The sequence below is a fragment of the Proteinivorax tanatarense genome (assembly GCF_040267685.1).
Classification (GTDB): domain Bacteria; phylum Bacillota; class Proteinivoracia; order Proteinivoracales; family Proteinivoracaceae; genus Proteinivorax; species Proteinivorax tanatarense.
Genome location: NZ_CP158367.1, coordinates 2,285,125 through 2,309,249, shown reverse-complemented (window position 1 = coordinate 2,309,249; position 24,125 = coordinate 2,285,125). Strand labels below are relative to the sequence as shown.

The 24,125-nt window shown below is 34.0% G+C and carries 20 protein-coding genes; 16 read left to right on the top strand and 4 right to left on the bottom strand.

Translation table 11 applies throughout. From position 1 onward, the window contains the following. Positions 1-266: 266 nt before the first annotated feature. A complete protein-coding gene (locus tag PRVXT_RS11355; protein ID WP_350342983.1) occupies positions 267-1,592 on the top strand; it encodes an IS110 family transposase in 1,326 nt (441 codons plus the stop codon). A gap of 250 nt (positions 1,593-1,842) precedes the next feature. After that, positions 1,843-2,766, top strand: a complete 924-nt coding sequence (locus tag PRVXT_RS11350; RefSeq protein WP_350342982.1) for a transposase — start codon at positions 1,843-1,845, stop codon at positions 2,764-2,766. 133 nt (positions 2,767-2,899) lie between these two features. On the opposite strand, the gene PRVXT_RS11345 is transcribed toward PRVXT_RS11350, so the two are convergent. The 3 genes from PRVXT_RS11345 to istA are packed head-to-tail and all read right to left on the bottom strand — an operon-like array spanning position 2,900 to position 6,464. Continuing rightward, positions 2,900-4,105 (bottom strand): IS110 family transposase, encoded by a 1,206-nt coding sequence (locus tag PRVXT_RS11345; RefSeq protein WP_350345153.1) that lies wholly within the window; start codon positions 4,103-4,105, stop codon positions 2,900-2,902. A gap of 42 nt (positions 4,106-4,147) precedes the next feature. After that, positions 4,148-4,909: an IS21-like element helper ATPase IstB gene (gene istB / locus PRVXT_RS11340; protein WP_350342319.1), complete on the bottom strand. Its 762-nt coding sequence runs from the start codon at positions 4,907-4,909 to the stop codon at positions 4,148-4,150. After that, positions 4,875-6,464, bottom strand: coding sequence for an IS21 family transposase (istA, locus tag PRVXT_RS11335; RefSeq protein ID WP_350342320.1), 1,590 nt, complete (start codon positions 6,462-6,464; stop codon positions 4,875-4,877). Before istA ends, istB begins: the two co-directional genes overlap by 35 nt. Before the next feature lie 319 nt (positions 6,465-6,783). Here istA and PRVXT_RS11330 point away from each other — a divergent pair, with 319 nt between their 5' ends. Both PRVXT_RS11330 and PRVXT_RS11325 read left to right on the top strand, forming a co-directional pair. Further along, positions 6,784-7,845 (top strand): transposase, encoded by a 1,062-nt coding sequence (locus tag PRVXT_RS11330; protein WP_350342406.1) that lies wholly within the window; start codon positions 6,784-6,786, stop codon positions 7,843-7,845. A gap of 71 nt (positions 7,846-7,916) precedes the next feature. Further along, positions 7,917-8,186 (top strand): hypothetical protein, encoded by a 270-nt coding sequence (locus tag PRVXT_RS11325; RefSeq protein WP_434064289.1) that lies wholly within the window; start codon positions 7,917-7,919, stop codon positions 8,184-8,186. A gap of 544 nt (positions 8,187-8,730) precedes the next feature. Here PRVXT_RS11325 and PRVXT_RS11320 read toward each other — a convergent pair. After that, complete coding sequence (locus PRVXT_RS11320; protein WP_350342981.1) at positions 8,731-9,675, bottom strand: helix-turn-helix domain-containing protein; 945 nt, start codon at positions 9,673-9,675, stop codon at positions 8,731-8,733. 96 nt (positions 9,676-9,771) lie between these two features. Between PRVXT_RS11320 and PRVXT_RS11315 the strand changes: the two genes are divergently transcribed. The 12 genes from PRVXT_RS11315 to PRVXT_RS11260 all read left to right on the top strand — a co-directional run bounded on the left by PRVXT_RS11315 (position 9,772) and on the right by PRVXT_RS11260 (position 24,123). After that, positions 9,772-9,903: a hypothetical protein gene (locus PRVXT_RS11315; RefSeq protein ID WP_350342980.1), complete on the top strand. Its 132-nt coding sequence runs from the start codon at positions 9,772-9,774 to the stop codon at positions 9,901-9,903. Between the two features lie 182 nt (positions 9,904-10,085). Next, positions 10,086-10,271, top strand: a complete 186-nt coding sequence (locus PRVXT_RS11310; RefSeq protein ID WP_350342979.1) for a hypothetical protein — start codon at positions 10,086-10,088, stop codon at positions 10,269-10,271. A 110-nt stretch (positions 10,272-10,381) separates the two neighbouring features. After that, a complete protein-coding gene (locus tag PRVXT_RS11305; RefSeq protein WP_350342978.1) occupies positions 10,382-11,317 on the top strand; it encodes a hypothetical protein in 936 nt (311 codons plus the stop codon). Next, complete coding sequence (locus PRVXT_RS11300) at positions 11,314-12,624, top strand: YcaO-like family protein (RefSeq protein WP_350342977.1); 1,311 nt, start codon at positions 11,314-11,316, stop codon at positions 12,622-12,624. The genes PRVXT_RS11305 and PRVXT_RS11300 overlap by 4 nt, the downstream gene beginning before the upstream one ends. Positions 12,625-12,947: 323 nt before the next feature. After that, complete coding sequence (locus PRVXT_RS11295) at positions 12,948-13,667, top strand: SagB/ThcOx family dehydrogenase (protein WP_350342976.1); 720 nt, start codon at positions 12,948-12,950, stop codon at positions 13,665-13,667. A gap of 23 nt (positions 13,668-13,690) precedes the next feature. Further along, complete coding sequence (locus tag PRVXT_RS11290) at positions 13,691-15,322, top strand: ABC transporter ATP-binding protein (RefSeq protein WP_350342975.1); 1,632 nt, start codon at positions 13,691-13,693, stop codon at positions 15,320-15,322. A 526-nt stretch (positions 15,323-15,848) separates the two neighbouring features. Then, positions 15,849-17,012 carry a serine hydrolase domain-containing protein gene (locus tag PRVXT_RS11285; protein WP_350342974.1) on the top strand — a complete coding sequence of 388 codons (1,164 nt, stop codon included), beginning with the start codon at positions 15,849-15,851 and terminating at the stop codon, positions 17,010-17,012. A gap of 142 nt (positions 17,013-17,154) precedes the next feature. Beyond that, entirely contained in the window at positions 17,155-17,775 is a 621-nt protein-coding gene (locus PRVXT_RS11280; protein WP_350342973.1) for a CPBP family intramembrane glutamic endopeptidase, read from the top strand. A gap of 55 nt (positions 17,776-17,830) precedes the next feature. Then, the gene (locus tag PRVXT_RS11275) at positions 17,831-18,967 is read left to right on the top strand and encodes a serine hydrolase domain-containing protein (RefSeq protein WP_350342972.1); all 1,137 of its coding nucleotides are present in this window, start codon (positions 17,831-17,833) and stop codon (positions 18,965-18,967) included. A 300-nt stretch (positions 18,968-19,267) separates the two neighbouring features. Next, positions 19,268-20,380, top strand: a complete 1,113-nt coding sequence (locus PRVXT_RS11270) for a serine hydrolase domain-containing protein (protein ID WP_350342971.1) — start codon at positions 19,268-19,270, stop codon at positions 20,378-20,380. Between the two features lie 867 nt (positions 20,381-21,247). Beyond that, the gene (locus PRVXT_RS11265) at positions 21,248-21,721 is read left to right on the top strand and encodes a hypothetical protein (RefSeq protein ID WP_350342970.1); all 474 of its coding nucleotides are present in this window, start codon (positions 21,248-21,250) and stop codon (positions 21,719-21,721) included. 404 nt (positions 21,722-22,125) lie between these two features. Then, positions 22,126-24,123 (top strand): hypothetical protein, encoded by a 1,998-nt coding sequence (locus PRVXT_RS11260; protein WP_350342969.1) that lies wholly within the window; start codon positions 22,126-22,128, stop codon positions 24,121-24,123. Positions 24,124-24,125 lie beyond the last annotated feature (2 nt).

The window sequence follows — 24,125 nt, the reverse complement described above, 5'->3', positions numbered from 1 at the left end:
ACAAAACATTGGGGTCTACCATGGAAATATGAGATAGGACCCTAAGAATGAAAACATAGGGGTCTACCATGAAAATAGAAGATAGGCCCCTAAGAATATATATAAATTCTTTGATAAAGGGGTCTGATTCTTTAAAAAATTGAGTCACACCCCTTTAAATTATAATATAAACTGATATAATGATAACCAAACGAGGGTGTGGCTCGCGGGGTCAGTTGCTCAGAAATGAGTTAACTCAGTCCTGAAATGCCGCCCTCGTTTTTGTTGTGTCCGTAACGTTGACCGGGATGATGCCGTCCTTATGGGAAGTGGCTCTGCTAGTAGACGTAACGTTGGATTACAACTTTAATTGGGTGCAAATAAAAAATAGGAGGGAGAATGATGCAAGGTCAGCAGATGATAGTTGGTGTGGACGTAGGTTATTACAATCATCATGTAGCCATAGGTTAGCAGGCGATATCGTAACGGATTTTGAAATACCTCATAGTCAGAAAGGGTTTAAGTATTTCTTTAATCAAATAACCTCTTTTGTACAAGCTTATGAAGTATCAGACATAGTTGTTGGCATGGAGGGTACTAATGGTCATGCTCGGCCGCTAGATCAAATGGTTAAAGACAAAGGGTATATATTGCTCAATGTTAATAACCTAAAATTTGCCCGTTTTAAAGAGATCTTCGCTACACCAGGGAAAAATGACCGCATGGATGCAAGACAAATAGTCACCCTTATGATGATGGCCCCAATGATGGAACAAGGTAAGGAAGTGCTTCAAGAGGTACACAACATTTCTGAGATTGAAACTAAACTAAAGCGCATAAGCCGCCGGCGTCAACAAATAGTACAGGAAAAGGTTATAGTCCAAAATAGAATGCAAGCAGATCTGCAGTCTATATGCCCAGGTTTTTTAAGCATGTTTGCGCAAGTGGATTCACTTTATGTACTGCGCTTTTTAAGCTGCCGTTCAGACATACGTAAGTTAAAAAGGCTTAGATTATCAACTATACGAAAGATCCCAGGTATAGGCAAAGGTCATGCTAAAAAGCTTCAAAGATGGCAACAGGAAGCAAGCTTTGGTTCAGAAGTAGAATGGGTAGGACCTATGATATCAGAAGATGCTGCTCGACTATTATCCCTAAAAGAGAAACTAGCAGAGTTAGAAAAGCAGATTGAGATACTAGTAAAGCAGTCTAGATTAGCATCTCTTCTTTTGAGTATACCAGGGTTTGGGACCATTTGTGCTGGAACTATAGCAGCAGAAATAGGCACAATTAATAGGTTTGATTCTGAGGCTGGGCTGGCAATCTATTTAGGCATGGCTCCCCTTGATAACAGTTCTGGCTTGTATGAAGGAACAAAGTCACCTAAACAGGTTAACAAGCATGCAAAAAGGGCCATGATGACTGCTTTAGGACACCATATACGGAAGGTTGCAGAATCTAAGACTTACTATGAAAAAAAGCGTGATGAAGGCAAAAAATACAACCAAGCTTTGCGTTCCTTAGGACGGCACCTAACAAGAGTTATATGGAGTATGATTAAACATAACCGTAATTATCAAACTAGGAAAGAAGAACCTACAAGAGTTGCATAAATTGTTTTTAAAAAGCAGCTTTCTTATGGTAGGGATATTGTGTTCAACTATTTACATATAAAAGCAAATAAGTAAATATTATCTAAGCATCAAAAATACTTGACAAAACCAGCGGGATGTTCAGGCTTTTGATATTTCAATACTCCTAACCACCTTAATTTTAGGGTGGGTTTTGTTAATAAAAAAAGGAATTTCCCAACAACTGTCGAAACATTCACATAACACTATATTAAGAGTTAAGGGTGATCTTATGGCAAGAAAACCTAGAGTAGAATATCCTGGTGCACTCTACCATGTTATGTGTAGGGGCAACAATGGGGAAACCATCTTTAGTAAGGATGTAGATAAGTCTTATTATATTGCGTTGATTAGCAAGTATAAAAAGCGATATAGCTTTAACCTGTATGCTTATTGCATAATGGATAATCACGCTCATATGTTAATCGAAACAGGCAATACTCCATTATCAAAAATCATGCAAGGTATTCAGCAAAGCTATACCCAATGGTTTAATAAAAGGTATAATCGCACAGGTCACGTTTTTCAGCAGCGTTATAAAGCGCTACTATGTGACAGAGACTCGTATCTTCTACAATTAATTAAACATATCCACTATAACCCTGTTAAGGCTAACCTTAAGGAAGGTTTTAACTATAAGTGGAGCAGCCATAGGGATTATCTGAAACTAAATAAAGCTTTCACAGTAGATGTCCTTTTTATTCTTGAGATATTAGGTGGCAACAAAATAAATAGAGGATTGAAAGAATATAAAAGGTTTATGGGCTTGGATGAAGGACCGTTAAAGATTGAAGAATATTTAATTGACGAAAAAGAAATTTATTTAATGCTACAGGAGTTTGAACAAGAAGTAGCTGCTAGCGCAGATGATAATGAGGTTGATATAGATAGAATTATAGATATGGTTTGTGAGAAAGTTGACATTAGCAAAAAAGAACTGGCCCAAAAAACAAAACAGCAAATCTATGTAGATGCTAGAAAAGCAATTATATTATTAAGCACCAGATATAGTACTGTAACAAACATTGAAATTAGTAATAGGCTAGGGATTTGCTCACCTGTAATATCTAATGTTAAAAGAAGGAAAGGGGATGTATCAGATCCAGTGAAAATGTTAATGAGAGAGGTGTCTCAGCAGATAGCTAAGGAGTATTGAAATATCAAAAGCCTGAACATCCCGTACGTTTTGTCAAGTTTCCTTATAATATGTTCATTTTTAACTTTTTTTCTTTTAAATGGATATAGTTGAACATAAGTTCCCTTAGTGTAGAAAAAGTGTTTTTTAAAAATTACGCAGCTTTACTTGTTTCTTTTTCACGACGTTCATATTTTCTATTGTTTTTGATCATACTCCATATTACTCTTGTTAAATGCCGTCCTAAGGACCGCAGAGCTTGATTGTATTTCTTGCCTTCATCACATTTTTTTTGGAAGTAAACTTTAGATTCATCAACCCTTCGCACATGATGCTGCAGTGCTTGCATCATAGCTTTTTTCGCATGTTTGTTAACTTGTTTAGGTGATTTTGTTCCTTCATATAGGCCAGAACTATTGTCAAGAGGAGCCATACCTAGGTAGATTGCTAACCCAGCCTCAGAGTCAAACCTACTAATTGTACCTATTTCTGCAGCTATTATTCCAGAACAAATAGGTCCAAAGCCTGGTATGCTTCGAATAAGAGAGCCCAATCTTGACTGCCTAACTAATGATTTGATTTGTTTTTCTAATTCAATTAACCTTTCTTTAAGGGCTAATAAGCGCGAAGCATCTTCTGCTATCATAGGGCCTACCCACTCTACTTCTGAGCCAAAGCTAGCTTTCTCTTGCCACCTTTGTAACTTTTTAGCATGTCCTTTACCAACACCTTGAATCTTGAGTATTGTCGGTAATCTAAGTCTTTTTAACTTACGCAAGTCCGGACGACAGCTCAAAAAGCGCAGTACATAAAAGGCATCCACAGATGCAAACATTTTCAAAAAACCTGGGCATACAGATTGCAGATCTGCTTGCATTCTATTTTGTATTATAACTTTTTCTTTAACTATCTGATGGCGACGGCGACTAATACGTTTTAATTTAGTTTCAATCTCAGATGTGTTATGCACTTCTTGAAGCACTTCCTTGCCTTGTTCCATCATTGGGGCCATCATCATAAGGGTGACTATTTGTCTTGCATCCATGCGGTCATTTTTCTCTGGTGTAGCGAAGATTTCTTTAAAACGGGCAAACTTTAGGTTATTAACATTTAGTAACATGTACCCTTTATCTTTAACCATTTGATCTAGCGGCCGAGCATGGCCATTAGTCCCCTCCATACCAACAACTATGTCTGATACTTCATAAGCTTGTACAAAAGATGTTATTTGATTAAAGAAATACCTAAACCCTTTCTGGCTATGGGGTATCTCAAAATCCTTTAAAATATCTCCTGCTAAGCCTATAGCTACATGATGATTGTAATAACCTACGTCTACACTGTAACTGGCAAGTAGAATTGGAGAAATTTTGGCAATTAATTTTCCCTAACCTTTTTCCAGTTAAAACCTAGAATTTTCTTCAAAAAATGATTCTCTGTGTGCTAATCTATAACTTTTACCTGACATATTAAATAACTCACATCTATGAGTGATTCTATCTAAAACAGCTGTAGTTAAAGCTGGGTCACCCAATAGTTCAGTCCAGTCTTCTAGACCTTTATTTGAGGTAATAATAAGTGATGCTTGTTCATGAAGTGCCGTTATGAGTTGGAAAAACAGGTTAGACTCTTCCCTAGATATCGGCAAGTAACCTAGTTCATCGATGATTAGTAAGCTAGAGGACAAAACCTTATTTATTTTGCCTTTACTTTTTCTTGATATCTCTTGGGTTTTTAAACAGTGCATAAGGTCGTTCATAGTAACAAAGCTAACCTTGTACCCCATCTCAACAGCCCTGTAGCCTAGTGCTATTGCTAAGTGAGTTTTACCGACCCCAGGAGGGCCCAAAAAAATTAAATTATACATACGGTCTATCCATTCCAATTCCGATAAACTGTTAACTTGTCTTTGAGTTATGGACTTTTGAAAATCTAAATCAAAATCTTCTATAATTTTAAGTGTAGGAAAACCAGCGTTTTTTAGCCTTCTTGCCTGTGCTTTTTCTTCTTTTAGTTTCATTTCTTCCTGAAGTATGTTTAACAAAAATTGCTGATATGAAATGCTTTTTCCATCTGCATCTTGAACGACTTGAGAAGCGTTTGTATTTAAGTAGTCAAGCTTTAATTTTTTAGCATTTTCTTTGATTAGCTCCAATTTCTCCACTGTGACTGTCCCCTTTCAAAGAATTAGTATACTCTTCAATACTTCTTATTTCAGGCTTTAAATCCTGATACTTTGAAGGGGTAGAAATGTCTGCCTTAAAGTACTTTTTATTAAGTTGTCGTTTTTCTTCCTCCTTAAAGTATTGGATTGTATCCTTAAGCATGCCAGCGCTGTAGAGTTTTCTTTCAACGCAGTAATCAATAGCTTTTTGTACAAGTGACGGGTTTTCAGATGTCACTGTTTTAATTATTAGGTTAGATTGATCTTTAAAGTATCTAGATTTTTCAGCCCTAATGATATCAACAAACGTTATTGCCTTATCAGTTTCTCCTAAACTTTTTAAAACTTTCTCACGCATTTCGTCGCAACTGTACTTTCTTGATTTTTGCCTATCTGGGTGGTCTATTGTTACTAGCTGACCTTTTCCTTTAGCAATTTTATGTGTGATAATCAACTCATTAGTATCTTTATCAATTATTTCGATACAATCTTTTTTAACTGATAAATTAACTTCTTTACCTGGTGAATAAGTCCCTATGGGTACTTGATATCTGTTTTGTTTGTAAAATACTGTATTGTTTTTTCTTACTAGATAGGTTAAAATTTTAGTATCAGTTGATTCAGCAAAGAGGGTAGGTATTGGCATTAAGTGTTCCTTTTCCAGAGCAAACACTTCTGCCGGTACCTTCTTTGTTGTTTCATGGACTTTTTTATTGCCGGTTCTTTCTAGCCATTTTAGATTATCATCATTAAAGGATTCAATATCTACAAATTTTCTATGTTTAGCGAAGTTATTCTTGGCATACTTTACTACAGCTTCTACTTTGCCTTTGCTTTCAGGATCAGCCTTTCTGCAAAGGTACACTTTAAACTTAAGAGAGTTAAGATAATTTTGAAATCCTTCGGTATATAATATATCTCCATTGTTTTCAGAAACTACTAGTACTTTATCTTGATCATAAACTATCTCTTTGGGTCTGCCGCCAAAGTACTCAAAAGCTTTGTTGTGGGCTTTGATGAAACTTGATGTTGTAAATGGCTTGTCCGACCACCATACGAACTTGTATCTTGAATGGGATAAAACCATTCCAAAACAATATGCTTTTACTCTTTTATTATCATGTGTCTTAAGCCATATCTCTCCTAGATCAACTTGAGCTTGATACCCCATAGGAAGATTTTCTATTTCTTCATACTGCCTAACTGATGTCACTTTGGGCAAGTCATATTCTTTTCTAAGCTTGTTTACATAGAGCCTTAGAGTTCTTTCCTTAAAATCTAGCTCACCATGTTTTTCTAAAAGCCAATCATAAATCTGAGCGGCTGACATATCTCGGTATTCTTTAATCCATTCTAAAATTTGCTTTTTGTATTTATCCACCTTCTTTCTCCGTGATTGAGCTGTATTATGGAGCTCTGAAAACTCATCAAACTCCATATCCCAGTACTTTGATACGGTCTTGTAGTCAATCTCTAGTAGCCTTGCAACTTGGGATTTATTTAATCCCCTAGACCTATTTTCTTTAATTTTGGCAAACATATCCCACCTCTTCAATTCTCATACCTCCTCTGATAAATTAACTCTTTAATTTTATCAGAAGGGGTATTTTTTTAGTAGATAACTGGAAAAAATTCTCCGTTTCTATTTGCCAAAATCTCTCCATTTTAGTTTACCATTTACATACACCAACTATCATCTGCTGACCTTGCATCATTCTCCCTCCTATTTTTTATTTGCATAGGCGATTGCAAAACTTCACAATGCCTGATATAAAAGCTTTTATATTAATAATCTCAAAGGAATCCCCCACTTTTTATCGAATTTATATAGTAATCAAAATACGCATTTGATTACATGAAAGGAGGAATATCCAATGAAAAAATACAAACAAATTTCTTTTGCTAACTTTAACCAAGAATTTGATGAGCTGTTAAAATCTAAGCAACCTACCTTAATTGAGCTATTTAGCGATTTCTTAGAAGTGGATGAAATCATCCCGGCTTCGTTTTATGATGCTTACTATTCATCGTTAGGTAGAAATAGAGACTATTCTTTGTCGTCTATGATATCTGCTTTAATCTTGCAAAAGATTCTCTCATTACCCCACACTAAAACTCTTCTAAACATTCTAGCTCTTTCCAAAGAGTTAAGAGATTTTTGTGGGTTTGACGATAAGTTGCCTGATCCAGCTCAATTCACTCGTTTTAAACAGAATTTTCTACCACACATTGAGCAGATGTTTCATAATTTAGTGGATGATACTGAGGCTTTATGTCATGATATCAATGATGATCTAGCTGACATCTTAATCTCTGATACCACGGGGTTTGAGGCCTTTGTTAAAGAAAATAACCCTAAGTTTTATGAAACGCTTCTAACCAGTGCAAAAAAGTATGCTAAAATTGAAAACTCTGTTAACCCTCATTCTCTTGCCGCAAGTAAGATGCCTAAAATGGCGTCTGCTAATAACGAGTTTAAGCTATCTCATTTAAACGGACACTTTGGCTATTATCTTAAAACAAACGTTGTTACTAACGGGCTTGGCATTGTTAGACATATAGATTTTTATGATTTAGACTTAGAAACCATTTCTCCTGAATTAAAAGATGAGTATGATTCTAAAACTCTTATTCCCGTTTTAGAAAACTTTTTCAAAAAGCACCCTCTTTTAAAGTACAAGTACTTTCTTGGAGATGCTGGTTTTGACTCTTACGATAATTATCGCTATCTTTATTGCGATAAGAATATGATCCCAATTATTCCTTTAAACCAAAGGCGTAAATCTGACTTGCCATCTTCAGGCTTTACAGATGATGGCACCCCTACATGCCCTCACGATAGTTCATTAAAAATGACTTATGATGGTGTTGCCAGAGAAAAAGGAAGGGCTGATAGGGTTAAATTTAAGTGTCCTAAATCTAAAAAAAAAGAGTAAATGGTAAGCAAAAAAGCACTTTAGATTGTCAAAACCCTTGTACTTCTTCCTCTTATGGTCGTGTAACTTATGTGCCTATACACAAAAACTATAGACTTAATTGTGCTATCCCCAGAGACTCTGAGAAATGGAGTAACTTATATAAGGTTAGAACAATATGTGAAAGAGCTATTGCCCAGCTTAAACACTCTATGTCTCTTAGATCCTCTAAGCTTAATAATACCAAGACTTTAAAAGCTGATATATTACTAGCGGCTATTACGCAGCTTACTGCGTTAACTGTTCTGCATAGAGCGAACAACACATCAGCACCTATGTCAATTAAAAACCTTGTAGCATAGACTGCTTATTTTCGCACCTGATTCTTCTTAAAAATACATTTTTACATATTTTCGGTTGCTCTATTCTTTTTTAATTAACGCATTTTGCAATTACCTATTTATTTGCACCCAATTAAAGTTGTAATCCAACGTTACGTCTACTAGCAGAGCCACTTCCCATAAGAACGGCATCATCCCGGTCAACGTTACGGACACAACAAAAACGAGGGCGGCATTTCAGGACTGAGTTAACTCATTTCTGAGCAACTGACCCCGCGAGCCACACCCTCGTTTGGTTATCATTATATCAGTTTATATTATAATTTAAAGGGGGGTGACTCAATTTTTTAAAGAATCAGACCCCTTTATCAAAGAATTTATATATATTCTTAGGGGCCTATCTTCTATTTCCATGGTAGACCCCTAAAATATACAACACACATTACTTCTAATCCCTGTAATCGCCAAGAGAAGTTGTACATACGAAATGGTACGTCCCTCTTCCACCATAATAATAATAAATACATAAATCCTAAGCAGAAAGCAGCTTAGGATTTATTTTAACTTATTCATCAACTTGAAACAAACAATAGTTTTTAAAATCATGCTGAGAATCTAAGAACTTATTGCACTTGGAAGTCATCATTTTTTTAACATAATGTAAACCATAAGCCTCGCACAAATAGATTGCCATTTTAATAGACCTTATGTATTCGTTATCCTCTAATCTGTATTCAGCCAACCCTTTTATATAATATAGGCTGTGCATTTGGTCAAATACACGGCTTTTTTTATAAGCTTCTATACCTATCTGAGCATACTTTAGCGCTTCTTTATACATCTTGTTTCTATAATATGAGGTGGCTAAATTATGACAGATTATAGGGTATAGGTTATCTCTTTGTTTCACCTGTGTTAGGCAAAATTCCATTAAGCTTAGATATTCATCCTTATAACCCATATCATTTCTAACAAAAGCAATGTTCATCAAAATCCTAACTTCCATTAAAGAGTACGCGAATTTAGTATGGTTACTTAATTTAAATTCAGGAGTTGTTAATTTTAAAGCTTCTATGTACTTTTCTTGTCTATCTTTAAAATCATGTTTTACAGATAAAGATATACCGGAAGCAAAAAGAGTCAGTTGTTTAACCAGAACTTTGTAGTATGGATTTTTTATCATAGATGACAGCTTGTTTAGCATCTCAATTTCGCTACTTATGCTTCCGTAATCAAACTTATCCAACTTATCTTCAAGGCTTCTCATAACATCATTAAGAAGAGAATAATCATCTAGTCTAAAGTTTAAAAACAAAGTACTTATATCAGCTTTCAAGACAGTTGAAAGATAGTCTAGGGTTTCAATTTTAGGGATAACCTTACCACCTTCTATCTTTCGTAAAGTATCAGCATGGATATTTAGCTTTTGGGAAATGTAGCCTTGTGTATAGCCCAATTCTTTTCTGATGGATTTAAGTTCTTCGCCGAAGCCTTCCAAATTATAACTCAAAAAATCACCTCTTATCCAACCCCGATTCCAATCGGGTTGATTATTCATAATTATATTATATTATATAATCAATAGGTGATAAAGGGGGGGAGTTTTTTGAAGAGGATACTAATATTAGCAAGTGGATCTCTTTTGGTTTTAACAATTTTGTTTTTTAACTTACAACATAGTGATAAGGCATATATCGCCGAAGAAGATGAGTGTTTTGAAATTTACAAGTTAGAGTAGAAGGTTTAGAAGCTCATGCTAGAAAACATGGGTACATTATTAAAAAAAATTAGGTAACATTGGATATTCCAAGTGTCCTAGAAAGTTAAGTTAATAGTTTGAGTTGAATGTGTTTGTAAAGATCAATTAATATAGTTAAAGTATAAAATTATCAATTAAAATATAGGAAGGAGGTGATAATAATGAAATTAAACATTAATTTCACAATTGAAACAGATGAAGTAACTGCACTGAGTCCTGTTACGGAGTATGATGGAGGATGTCAAGCAAGTTGTGTAGGTGTTGCTTGCACAGGTTCTTGTTGTTCAAACACAGGGCCAGGACCAGGCGATGAATTTAGTGTATACTCCACTACAAATGAAAAGTAGTATGTAAATTAGTAAATTCCTTAGGTGGGACATGAGAATAATACATTTATTTTCTCTGTCCTGCCTTAAAATATTTTAATGTGTGAAACTATATTTTTATGGAGGTTTGTATGACAAAACATATAATTGATCCAAAAGTAAAAATAATTAAATTAAGCGATGATGTAGTGATTTTTAATAAATTTGGAAGAGTTTATAAGTTGAGAGGACAAGGAATAAAAAAATTGATCCAAGAAGTATATAAAGTTATTGAAGATAAAGGAGACTTAAAATTAACCGAGCATTCATTATTAGAAAAATATTCAGAAAAAAATGTGGTGAAGATTTTAGAGTTCATGAAAAGTGAACGTATTATTATTGAATCATATGATGGTCAAAGTAAAGACTTAGATATGTTATACTCAATTGTTGATAAAGGGAGTGGAAAAACCCTAGAAAAAAATAGGTTGTTTTTTATAGTATCAAATGAGTTTGAAAAAGAATTATTACAAGATAATAATCTTTTAAAGAAGTTTGAGCAAGTAAATATTTTAAATGTAGATAATAAAAAAATGCATAATACTAGAGTAGAAAATATTAGCAATGAGATAGAGTTAAATATGCCTAAAAATGATTTGACAATAGTATTATTAGAAGATTGGGATGATTCTATACTAAGCATAGTCAATAATTGTGCAATAGCAAGCAATAGCGTTTGGATAAAAGGAATAATAGATGAGTTTAAAGTAGAAATTGGACCTTTTCACATACCTAAAACGACACCATGTTATATATGTAATAAAAGTAGTTTAGAAAAAGGCTTGGATAAAGAAGACTTATTGGTATTTAGCGAAAAGCTAAAAAGTGAGACTAGATATTACTTAAGCCCTGCTATTAATATTACAATGGGAATAATATTTTTAGAAATAATAAAATATTTATCTAAGGTGAGCTCAGATCTATTAACTAAAAATTTGACTTTTGACTACCTTAACTTAAGAATAGATAAGACCTATGTATTAAAGCAATATTTCTGCAATAAATGTGGAAAAGGGGTGGAAGTATGATGCCTTATTTTGAAGAAATGAAACTGAAAGATACAGTTCAAAGGTTATTATCTTATGCATCAAATAAAAGTGGACTTGTTAATGATGTAGTGATTAGTGATAAGTATAGTGATGAAAAATATTTATTAGGAGACCTTCCTACAATTTACTGTGCATCCACAAGGGTAAAATCTAAATTTTGTAATATTACTGGAGGGGGGGTCTCACGAAGTAAAGAGATTAGTATGATAAGAGCAGTTGGAGAATGTTTAGAAAGATATTCAGCTTATCGCTCTAATAAATTACCTTTATACGGAACAGTAGGTGAGATGAACTTAAAAGGGAAGTGTTTTTCTCCAAAAGATTTAAGCCAATTTTCAGAGAAGCAATTTAATGAGAATTTTCTTTTTGATAAGTTTGAATCTAATGATAATCTGTATTGGGAAGAAAGTATTGACTTAACGAATGGAAGTAAGGTTTATTTACCAGCGTATAAAGTTTATTTAAATTACAATAGAAAAAAAGAAAAAAAATTTTATGATCATTCCATATCAACAGGTTTAGCATTTCATTTAAACAAGGATGAAGCTATATTATCTGCAATACATGAAAAAATAGAAAGAGATTGCTTTAGCATTTCCTGGTTTGCTAAGCGCCCTGGGAAAAAAATAAAGTATGACATTGATAACCCCCACTTAAATGAACTCCTGTCAATATGCAATGATAAAGGGCTAAAAGTACACTCATTTGATATTGCTTTAGATATAGATACTTATACTGTTATGACAATAATAGAGAATAATAACTATAAATTTCCAATAATTGTTACTGCGGCAGCTGCACACCTAGATCCAGTTAAAGCTGTAGTGAAATCAATTGAAGAAGCTATACAAACCTATTACTTAGCTGTATATAAAATTATAACAGAAAATAATGGTAATGAGTTTAAATTAGAAAAAGAACAGATAAGTGATCTAGATGAACATGTATGCTACTATCTAAATAATGATAAAGTAAGAGCTTTTAATTTTTATTTCAATAATAATGAAATTATAAATTTAAGTGAATTAAGAAATAAAGCCAACGGAACTTTAGATGAGCAGCTTAAAAAAATAATAGAATCCTTTAAAGAGAATGGTTTACCTTTGTTAGTTACTAATTTATCTAGTAAGGATTTTGTAAGAGAAGGTTTTTATGTATATAAGGTAAATGTTCCTAATTTTATGGACTTGAATGTCTCTTATAATGCTAGATATTTAGGAAATGAGCGACTTAATACATTTTTAAAAGGTTCCAAAATAAACGACAACCCTCATCCCTTTCCTTAAGATACGGCATTCCTGTAATTAACTAAATTTAGGTTTTGCAAAAAGTAACCCTCACTAAAATGAAATTATCATTGATAGGTCTCACTACTGGAATAGGGCTAGTAAGATATCAAGCTCCTCTAGGGAAAGTAGGCAGATTCAGAAACTAGCTGTCCTTGCACTCGAAAGCAGATCATTTAATAAAGTAGAAACAAAACTAGTAAACGTGGGTATACATTCTAATCTCTATTAATTTAATTTCTAAAAGAAAAAAATAAACTAAAAAACTAAGAAAAAAAGTAATGAAAGAAAAAATAAGACTATATTAGGGAGGTATATACAAGATGAAAAGAGAGCATGAACTAGCTTTAAATTATCATGAAAATACAAAACATAATAAATTAGTAGATTTTAGAAACTTAAATAAAGTTACTTTTGCCCCTCAAATTCAATATAAGTATTATCTTAATAATAAAAAAGTTAAGTTATCTAAAATAGAAGCGGTAGATACTTTCTCTCAAACAGTAAAATTAAGAAAAAGCACTAGAGATTATAATAACTATCCGGTAAGCCTAAATGAAATTTCTAAACTACTTGACTTATCGGCTTCTTTAAATGGAATTGACGATAGTAGTAGAGTATACCCATCTGCAGGTAAGCGTTACCCTTTAGAGATGTATATAGCTATATTTAACAGCAATGATATAGAAAAAGGAATTTATCATTATGATGTTATATCACACAGTTTGACTTTGGTTAAGTCAGGTTGCTTTAAAGAAGAACTTTATCATTATTCTTTAAACCAAGAATTAGTTTTAAATAGCTCTATGTTGATTGTTTTAACTGCAGTTTTTGATAGAACCTTGCAGAAGTATTCTAATAGAGGTTATAGGTATGTTTTAATCGATGCTGGACATATAGGACAATCTATATATTTAGCTTCCACTTATCTAGAGCTTGGGGTTGTATCGCTGGGAGGTTTTAAAGATAATGACATAAATAAGCTGTTGAAAATTAACGAGTCCAAAGAAACAAGCTTATACCTAATTGCAATAGGTAAGTAAAAGATATAGAAAGTGTGGATTAGATGGCTATTTTCAAATTCGTCCTTAGATACTTATTAAGGCATAAAATGATTGTCTTGATTTATTTAATATTTAGTTTGCTTTACTGGCTAGTTTCTATAAGCTTTCCAGTGTTAACAGGGATATATATAGATGAATTATTAGATACATATAGTTTACATACAATAAAAGTTTTTACACAAATAATTTTAATAGCAGGAGCAGTTAAAATTTTGTCTACATTTATAAAAAAATATTACTTATCTAAAGTTGGTGTTAAAGCTACAACTGAATTAAATTTTGAAGTTTTACGTCATATTAGTGAATTACCTATACTCCATTATAATAATACCGATAAAGGGTACTTAAATCATAGAATTGCGAATGATAGCACTGTAGTTGTTAACTTTGTGTTGAGTAATTTATTTGAACTAATAATTAATGGTTTAACAATATTAGTTGCTTTTTATATTTCACTTAATTTAAATGTTAAGCTTACTATAATTTTGGTGCCAATGATACCTCTATATCTAATTATCTATCTATTGTTTAAAAGTGCATTATATAATAGAGGATTTAAATATAGAGAAAATCAAAATAATTTGTTTTCAGAAATGAATAAATACCTGTACAATATTAAGTTTAACAAAACAAATGCAACTTTTACAGAAGCATACAATAAACTTACTTCAAATTTTACTATAATGTATGATTCTTTTTTAAGTTATACTAAACTATCATTATCTTTTACAAATAGCGGCTCTGTTATAAGTGTCATTTCGCAAATAATAATCTTCTATTTTGGGGGTATGGAGATTATAAATGGCAATTTAACAATTGGAGAATTTACCATAATTAATAGTTTTTTTTCAATGATCATAAACAGTATAAAGTATTTGATAGGGTTTGGTCAAAACTATCAAAATGCACTTGTTTCCTATAAACGGATAAAACAAATATTAGAAAAGGATCCTGATATAAATGAAAAAGAAATAGTTTCTAACATTGAAACTATACAACTAAATAACGTAACCTTTAGTTATGGAGATAAAAAGAATATAATAAAAAATTTTAACTATAAATTTAAAAAAGGAAAAGTCTATTGTATTTGCGGTGAAAATGGGTCTGGAAAAAGTACTTTTATTGACTTAATAACTGGAATACTAACAAATTATTATTCAGGAAATATCTATTATAATTTAAAAGAAATTAAAAAACTAGATATGTATTATACACGAAAAAAACAGATTGGTGTTATAGCACAGAATCCTAAACTAGTCACTGGCACGTTATTTGAGAATGTAACTTATGGTTTTTCTGATCATAAAAAAAATATAGAACACATGTTAACTAAGGTAGGTTTAAGTAAATCATGGAAATTGGATGATTGCATTTACGAGAATTCAGAGAATATTTCGGGTGGGGAAAGGTATAAAATTGCATTGACAAGAGCATTACTTAAGGAGCCTCAAGTATTGTTAATGGATGAGCCAACGGCAGCTTTAGATTCTAATAGTGTTGAAAAATTTAAGAAGTTAATAACGGATATAAAAAAACGAAAAATGATTTTTATAATAACACATGATCAGCAATTATTTAATATAGCAGATGAAATTATTAACATAAATGATTTGACTGAAAAAGTAAGCACCTAATTTTTTAACTTAAAGGTAATATTAGATTTAGAGCGTGGAGTTCTAGACTACGCCACCTCTTTGCTTTTTAATTTATATGTCTAAAAAGAACTTTCTTTGTTCATTGAGCTAGCAGAAGTTGAATCATCAATCAAAGGTATAAAGGGGATGCTAATTTTCAAACATTACCTAAAATTATTGTATAGTAATACCACGGAAAGTCTAGGGCTTACAAATAAAAAAATAAGTCAGTTATAATTGTAAGTATACCAATTAAATATATGTAAACTGAGGAGGTGCAAACAAAACACAAAATATAGGGGTCTACCGTGGAAATATGAGATAGGATCAATAAAAAGCCTTACCCCTATATTTACAATTCTATGCATAACATAGGACTATACAGTAATTAATTTTAAAAGTAAAGTTCAATTAGAATAAGTGAGTTCAATATAGTCAACGTACACATTGATTTTATTATCTGTTTAGCGTTAACAAACTTAACATATAATTGGCTAAGTTTAACTAAAGGGGGATAAGGGAAATTATGATCCGAAAATCATTTTTGGTATTTGCTTTATTATTACTAATGGTATTACCTGTTATAGGTTGTAATGGGGAAGAGGAGATAGATTTAGATGAAGTTAAAGAAGAGCTAGATTTAGATGAGGTTAAAGAAGAGCTAGAACCGTATATGACACAGCGGCAGATGGACATTGCTAGAGTTGAAAGTTTTTTGGAGAAAGCAGAACCAAGAGATGTTGGTATGGATGAGGAAAAATTATATAATATGGTGCACAATTTACATTTTAACAATCCTTATAATGTGGTAAGTATGGTAATTCTAAAAGATGATTATGAGGTGTTGGAATATTACGCTGGAAGACATAGAGAGTTCGCTCAAAACTCAGTAACAAAATCTATTACTGCAACCCTTATGGGAATTGCTATTGAGGAGGGCTATATTGATGGGGTGGACCAGAAAATTATAGATTTTTTCCCTGAGGTAGAAGATATGGAGGTCGATGCAAATTTAAAAAAAGTAACCATAGAACACTTGCTCACAATGACAGCGGGATTTCAATGGAATGAGCATGATGTGCCTCACAGTTTACCATCAAATGACCTTACTGCAAAAACTAAATCAGACAATCCTATCAAATACATTCTCACTAAACCAATAGAGGAAATACCTGGACAATCTTGGTACTATAACACTGGGCAAAGCCATTTGTTATCTATAATTATAGAAAGAGCAACAGGAATGGACACAATGTCCTTTGCAGAAGAAAAGTTGTTTGCTCCCTTAGGGATGAACCTTACTAATGTATCATGGCCGCGCGATAGACAAGGATACCACTTTGGTGGGCACGGTCTTAGAATGCATACCCAAGATCTTGCTAAAATAGGCTATCTTTATTTAAATGATGGTGTGTACAACGGTAAACAAATTTTGTCGTCACAATGGGTTGAGGAAGCTACCTCTATTAAGGCTAACACTCCACGGCCGCAGTATTATGAGGATTATGGTTATCAATTTTGGATAGATAGTTATGAGGAATATGCAGTTATTTCTGCACTAGGTGGGAATTATGAGCAGGCTCTCTTTATAGTTCCGGAGCTGGACATGGTGGTAGCTGTTAACTCTATAGGTGGCTCAAGGATAGGGCCTTATAGCATTTTAACTTCTATAATAGATTTTGTTGAGTAACAAAACATAGGGGGCATGCTTTTGATATTTCAATAATTCTACCCACCCTTATTTTAGGGTAGGTTTTGTTGATAAAAAAGGGATTTAAAAATAACTGTCGAAACATTCACATAACACTATATTAAGAGCTAAGGGTGAGCTAATGGTAGAAATTTGGAGAATATTATGCCTATTTTTTTTAATTATTGGATTGTTGCTAACGATAATAGATATATTTTGGGAAACTAAGCTATTAAAAGAGAATATATTTAAAAGAATATTATTAATCGCAGTTGGAATAGTAGCGTTATATTCGATAGATAAAAGATTTTTGTATATATCCTTAGAAGCGCTTTTTTATGGTTTGATAATAGGAACTCTTTTCATGGTTGCTCATATTTTAATAGCCAAAGGAATTAAGTTAAAAAAGGAACAAGTGAGTATAGGATTAGTTTATACCCAATTATTAATGTTTGTTATAGAACTGCCAGCAGAAGAGTTTTTATATCGGGGAATTTTACTTGTTTCTCTTTTAAGCTTAGTCCATCCTACAATAGCTATCTTATTAACATCAATACTATTTTTAGTGGTCCACATAAAAACTTGGAATAACTGGTTTGTTTGGAGTGGCTCGCTTATATTAGGAGTAATATGTGCAATAAGTGTATATTTCACACAAAGTATTTGGACTGCAGTTATCATTCATGTTTTAAATAACTTTGGGTTTATGACTTTGATAAAAAAAAGAAACATATTTAAGGAAAAGATTACCCACCAAGGCTAAGGAGTCTAAATTGAAATAATGAGATAGGTTTAACTAAAGGGGGATAAGGGAGATTATGATCCGAAAATCATTTTTGGTATTTGTTTTATTATTACTAATGGTATTACCTGTTATAGGTTGTAATGGGGAAGAGGAGCTAGATTTAGATGAGGTTAAAGAAGAGCTAGAACCGTATATGACACAGCGGCAGATGGACATTGCTAGAGTTGAAAGTTTTTTGGAGAAAGCAGAACCAAGAGATGTTGGTATGGATGAGGAAAAATTATATAATATGGTGCATAATTTACATTTTAACAATCCTTATAATGTGGTAAGTATGGTAATTCTAAAAGATGATTATGAGGTGTTGGAATATTACGCTGGAAGACATAGAGAGTTCGCTCAAAACTCAGTAACAAAATCTATTACTGCAACCCTTATGGGAATTGCTATTGAGGAGGGCTATATTGATGGGGTGGACCAGAAAATTATAGATTTTTTCCCTGAGGTAGAAGATATGGAGGTCGATGCAAATTTAGAAAAAGTAACCATAGAACATTTACTTACAATGACAGCGGGATTTCAATGGAATGAGCATGATGTGCCTTACAATTTACCATCAAATGACTATACTGCAAAATGTGAGTCAGATAATCCTATAAGCTACATTCTAACTAAACCCATAGAGGAAGAACCTGGTCAAAATTGGTGCTACAATAGTGGGCAAAGTCATTTGTTATCTATAATTATAGAAAGAGCAACAGGAATGGACACAATGTCCTTTGCAGAAGAAAAGTTGTTTGCTCCCTTAGGGATGAACCTTACTAATGTATCATGGCCGCGCGATAGACAAGGATACCACTTTGGTGGGCACGGCCTTAGAATGCACACCAAAGATCTTGCTAAAATAGGCTATCTTTATTTAAATGATGGTATGTACAATGGTAAACAAATTTTGTCGTCACAGTGGATTGAGGAAGCTACATCTATTAAGGCTAACGCTCCACGGCGGCAGTATTATGAGGATTATGGTTATCAATTTTGGATAGATAGTTATGAGGAATATGAAGTTATTATTGCTGCAGGCTCATTTGGGCAATCTCTCTATATTGTTCCAGAACTAGATATGGTGGTAGCCATTAATTCTTTTTTAAAAAGTTCAGATCAAGCTCCTTATAGTATTCTAACCACTATAGTAGATTCTATTGAATAGTTATAGTACTTTTGATCAATATGAAGAACATGGGTCTACCATGGAAATATGAGATAGGATCAATAAAAAAGCCTGACCGTATGGTGGAGTGGATATTATATAATAACAGAAAAAAGAGAAAAGACGTATTTGATTTTATTTGCAAAATATTATTAACGTTATTACTAGTACTGTCATTATTAGGCTTTTGATATTTAAATCTCCTACCCATCTTTATTTAGGGTGGGATTTGATAATAAAAAATGAATATTAAAACAAAAGTGAAAAGGATTTTACTTTTAGTCAAAGGGGATGAGTGTGATGGGAAAATCATTTTTGGTATTTGCTTTATTATTACTAATGGTATTACCTGTTATAGGTTGTAATGGGGAAGAGGAGCTAGATTTAGATGAGGTTAAAGAAGAGCTAGAACGGTATATGACACAGCGGCAGATGGACATTGCTAGAGTTGAAAGTTTTTTGGAGAAAGCAGAACCAAGAGATGTTGGTATGGATGAGGAAAAATTATATAATATGGTGCATAATTTACATTTTAACGATTTTGATGTGGAAAGCATTGTGATTCTTAAAGATGACTATGAGGTGTTGGAATATTATAGGGGAAGGTATAATGATTATCACCAAAAATCAGTGACAAAATCTATTACTGCAACGCTTATGGGAATTGCTATTGAGGAGGGTTATATTGATGGGGTGGACCAGAAAATTATAGATTTTTTCCCTGAGGTAGAAGATATGGAGGTCGATGCAAATTTAGAAAAAGTAACCATAGAACATTTACTTACAATGACAGCGGGATTTCAATGGAACGAGCATGATGTGCCTTACAGTTTACCATCAAATGACTATACTGCAAAATGTGAGTCAGATAATCCTATAAGCTACATTCTAACTAAACCCATAGAGGAAGAACCTGGTCAAAATTGGTGCTACAATAGTGGGCAAAGTCACTTGTTATCTATAATTATCGAAAGAGCAACAGGAATGGACACAATGTCCTTTGCAGAAGAAAAGTTGTTTGCTCCCTTAGAAATTAATTCTGTTAATGTATCATGGAGAAGTGATAAACAAGGCTATCAGTATGGAGGGAGCAGAATAAGAATGCACACCAAAGATCTTGCTAAAATAGGCTATCTTTATTTAAATGATGGTGTGTACAACGGCAAACAAATTTTGTCGTCACAATGGGTTGAGGAAGCTACCTCTATCAAAGCAAATACTCCATCTTATGGCTATCAATTTTGGATATATAGTTATGAAGAATATGAAGTTATTACTGCTTCAGGCTCAGGTGGGCAAGCTCTCTATATTGTTCCAGAACTAGATATGGTGGTAGCCATTAATTCTTTTTTAAAAGGTTCAGATCAAGTTCCTTATAGTATTCTAACCACTATAGTAGATTCTATTGAATAGTTATAGTACTTTTAATCAATATGAAGAATATGGGCATACCATGGAAATATGAGATAAACCCCTATATTTTTTTCTACTAAAAATCAGTTAATCAAAAATGGTCTTAAAAGCGCACGTAGCATTGTAACAAATAAATGAACTTGTCTATATTGCGTTAATCACACTTTTCTTTTATTTGCAGCAATACATTTAATAACTCCCGGTTAAGATCAGCTATCTATTATTATGATACTCTCAGGAAAGAAAAACTTTCCTGAGAGTTAATGGACTATTTACAAAACTTAATATATTATCTAGTTAAATGAATCGAGATGATACTTCAGAAAGCAAATTAAATGTAGGCATTTCGAAGATGATTGGTATGGGCAGCCTCTCTTTATTATTCCAGAACTAGATATGGTAGTAGCTCTAATTCTTTAGCTGGTTCAGTGAGAGCTTCTTATAGTATCTTAATTTCTATAATAGATTTGTCGAAGAGACTATAGCTTTGTCTTACAGGATAGAATTTATCAAATGGTGCCTTACATATTAAAGAGGGAAAGTATTGTAGTGCAATATTGCAATTCTTTTAATCTCACCGCATTTATGGTGGGATTAAGTAGTTTTAAAAGAGGGTTGTTATAAATTATGTAGAATTTACCATATAAATCCCAATTTTCATTAAGTAGTGATGTTATACATAAGCCAAGAGTAGAATCCCTAAGTGCACACGAAAAGCGACTTAATTTAACGTTGCAGCTTGACAAGACGGGGGCTACATGATGATTGAAATAATCTATACATCAATAAGTACTCACTAAAATCGGAAATTCTAGAAAATAAAAGTAATGTAAAGAAAAAATAAAATTTTATAGGGAGGTATATAATATGAAAAAAATATCAACCACAACTGTTTATATGATTTTACTAATCTTATTGACTTTTACGGGATGTTCTGAAAAACAACTTATTAGTGAGCAATTTGAAAGCAGCAATATAAATAAAGTTCAAGTAATAACAGCCATGGGAAATCCTAAATACGGTGCTGACAGTAAAATTATTACTGATACAAAGGAAATAGAGCTATTTGTTGACACTTTTAATAGCGGGGTTATTGGAGATAGAGTTGATGACAATATTGCTGATGTTGCTGCAAGCTCATACAGATTCTATTTTAATGATGGATCATATGAGGTATTCACCTTTAATGGAAATGATACAAATATAATTTGGCATGATAATAATTATTATTATGTTGATTATGATGAGAACTTTAAAACACCATATGACTTATATCATTATTCTAATGCAGAGGTTATTGTTGTGGATAAAGAAGGTAATGAAATGCAAAGACCTAACTAGAATTATAAGCTTGTATAAAAGGGAATACATTTAAATTAAGCAGGAATCAGCTATGACGTAGTTGACTAGAACTCGTTAAATATTGATGAGAGTTACTTTCTTCCAAATCAAAGCAGTGCAAACCATATATAGAAAGACTTAAAAGATGAAGAGGAAAAAGTCTTATTAATATTCCGAGGAAAGTATCAATAAATTACAAGAGAGAGTGAAAGTTCTAGAAAAAATGAAGAGGGTATCGCTAGCCAAGCATGATGGTGTTGAGTAAAAATAGGAGGAGAAAAATTTTAATGAAAAGTTACTTCTAATCGAGTCAATTAGTTAAATAATAATCTAAGCTCTGGCGATGCAAATTGCAGTTGCCAGAGCCTAGATTAATTATAGAAGTTTTGAAGGAGGGGGAGTTATTGTATAAACGTGTGATGGCGGCTGTTGCCGCGGTATTGTTTGTTCTACTTGCGTTTTTGGCGATAATAATTACTGACCTGCATGATCGAGATTTTCCCCACGCTATTGGTGTTGAGAGCAGGGTTAGACTCGACTTTAGTGAGTCCGGCCTTTCAATCACTGAAGCTTTTTCAACTATAGAGGAGCTTGATGCCCGCTGTAGTCTTGGACTGGTTAAGGTTGCTCCAGAGCTTGATAGTGATGGGAGTGGGCAGGTATTTGTGGCATTTGACGGTGACGACTTGCCTGCTGAATTTACTTGGTTTGCTGGTGATGAGGTAAGTGAGATTGTCGGTAAAGAGAGGCTTGCCAATTCTTACCCTGATGGTACATATCTAGTGACTAGTCAAAATGCTCAACTGGACAATGCCCTCCAAGAGCTTAAAAACTCAGGGGTAAAGGTTGGTCGATGGGATGCGTCAGTTTTTGATAGTCTTAAATTCGTAGTGTATGAACGAGGTTTTGCTGCCGCTGTTCTTGCGGTGTTAGCGCTTCTTGTGGCACTTGCGCTCTTTTGGCTGTCAGTAAAAGCACGGGGTCGTGCCCTTCGAGTACTGGGCGGATGCCCTACCGTGTGGATTCAGGTGCAGGACTTAACTGGATTCGGGGGTGCTCTGCTAGTTTCAGCTGGGGCCGTCGCTTCTATTGCGACGGTATATGTGGGTGTGTTACATGGCTGGGTTTACGTAAGTACCTTTCTTAAGGTTTTGCTAGTTCTACAACTTACTGTTGTTGCATTAGCATTGCTTGCTGCTCTTGTGATGTCAGCTACTGCATGGCCTAGTGCAACCATGCTTGCCACTAGACAACCGGCGATAAAAAGTTTGCGTTCGGCTGCAATCGCTCTTCAGGTAATTACCTTCCTATTGGTGGTAACAGCGGCTGGACCTGCTTGGTCAGCGTATAAATACTCTTCAGCTGTTGCCGTTGAAATGGCCCAGTGGCAACAACTTTCAGACCAAGTCGCTATAGAGTTTGGAATGGGGAACCTAGATGGTAGGGATGGGATGGTTGCTCTTGAGCCACAGATTGGCGAGATGGTAAAGGATGCGGAATCTCTTGATATGGTCGCTCACTCCTATACATTCACCCAAGAGATGTGGACATGGGTTGATACTGGAGAGACTGTAGATTTTGGAGAGTACTCTGCTGTCTCCTTTGTTAACCAAAGGTGGCTCGACCTGGTGACTCAGGAGGCGTCAAACCCTGCTTTAACATCGGTGTCTGACCATAGCATAACAGAAGAGTTGCATCAAGAAATTCAAGAAACCGCTGAACTATTGTCTAGAGAAGAAAATACAGAGGTTTTCTCACAGTTTAAATACCTGGAACCGGCCGACGGGTTTCGTCTCCCAGTAGCAGAAGGAGGTGGCAATAGACTTCTTTTTGCTGACGATGTTTTGATTGTAGTTGTGCCCTCACTTTACGACACCTATAGTGATTCTAATTTGACATCTATGGCCTCAACTAGCAATATCGTGTTTACCGATGTGACCGCTACGCAGCAGTTATTGGAGCAGCACGATCTTTCTAAGCAAGCGCTGCGGGAGCGTGGGTTCAGTGGTAAATTAAACGTTGTCTACATAGCCGAAGAAGGGCTTCTCCGTGCGCAGTTTGCAGCGTACATTGTGTGGTTGAGAATTCTTGCGCTGGTTGCATTAGGTGTCGCCTTCATTGTCTCTACGGGTATAAGTGCATCAATTACAGCACTGCTACAAGCTAAGCGTGACTTCCCGCTGCGATTAGCGGGTCAGTCATGGATGGGGATTCTTCAGGGGCGTATAATAAAGGAATTACTTGTAGGTGGAGTATTAGTGGGTATAGTTATTTTGTTTCAAAGGCCTGAATCAGTAGGCCCCATACTTGTAGCTACAATGTTTGGGTTGATTGTTGTGCCGTTAAGTCATATGCTTGCTACCCGCTGGTGTTTTGATGGCGTTGCTAGGCGTAGAATATAATT

Bases quoted from the DNA above. Each gene is read 5' to 3' on its own strand.
- PRVXT_RS11310 (WP_350342979.1), top strand. From the start codon at position 10,086: ATGAAATTAAACATTAATTTCACAATTGAAACAGATGAAGTAACTGCA.
- PRVXT_RS11275 (WP_350342972.1), top strand. From the start codon at position 17,831: ATGATCCGAAAATCATTTTTGGTATTTGTTTTATTATTACTAATGGTA.
- PRVXT_RS11295 (WP_350342976.1), top strand. From the start codon at position 12,948: ATGAAAAGAGAGCATGAACTAGCTTTAAATTATCATGAAAATACAAAA.
- PRVXT_RS11265 (WP_350342970.1), top strand. From the start codon at position 21,248: ATGAAAAAAATATCAACCACAACTGTTTATATGATTTTACTAATCTTA.
- PRVXT_RS11350 (WP_350342982.1), top strand. From the start codon at position 1,843: ATGGCAAGAAAACCTAGAGTAGAATATCCTGGTGCACTCTACCATGTT.
- PRVXT_RS11290 (WP_350342975.1), top strand. From the start codon at position 13,691: ATGGCTATTTTCAAATTCGTCCTTAGATACTTATTAAGGCATAAAATG.
- PRVXT_RS11270 (WP_350342971.1), top strand. From the start codon at position 19,268: ATGGGAAAATCATTTTTGGTATTTGCTTTATTATTACTAATGGTATTA.
- PRVXT_RS11305 (WP_350342978.1), top strand. From the start codon at position 10,382: ATGACAAAACATATAATTGATCCAAAAGTAAAAATAATTAAATTAAGC.
- PRVXT_RS11280 (WP_350342973.1), top strand. From the start codon at position 17,155: ATGGTAGAAATTTGGAGAATATTATGCCTATTTTTTTTAATTATTGGA.
- PRVXT_RS11285 (WP_350342974.1), top strand. From the start codon at position 15,849: ATGATCCGAAAATCATTTTTGGTATTTGCTTTATTATTACTAATGGTA.
- PRVXT_RS11330 (WP_350342406.1), top strand. From the start codon at position 6,784: ATGAAAAAATACAAACAAATTTCTTTTGCTAACTTTAACCAAGAATTT.
- PRVXT_RS11300 (WP_350342977.1), top strand. From the start codon at position 11,314: ATGATGCCTTATTTTGAAGAAATGAAACTGAAAGATACAGTTCAAAGG.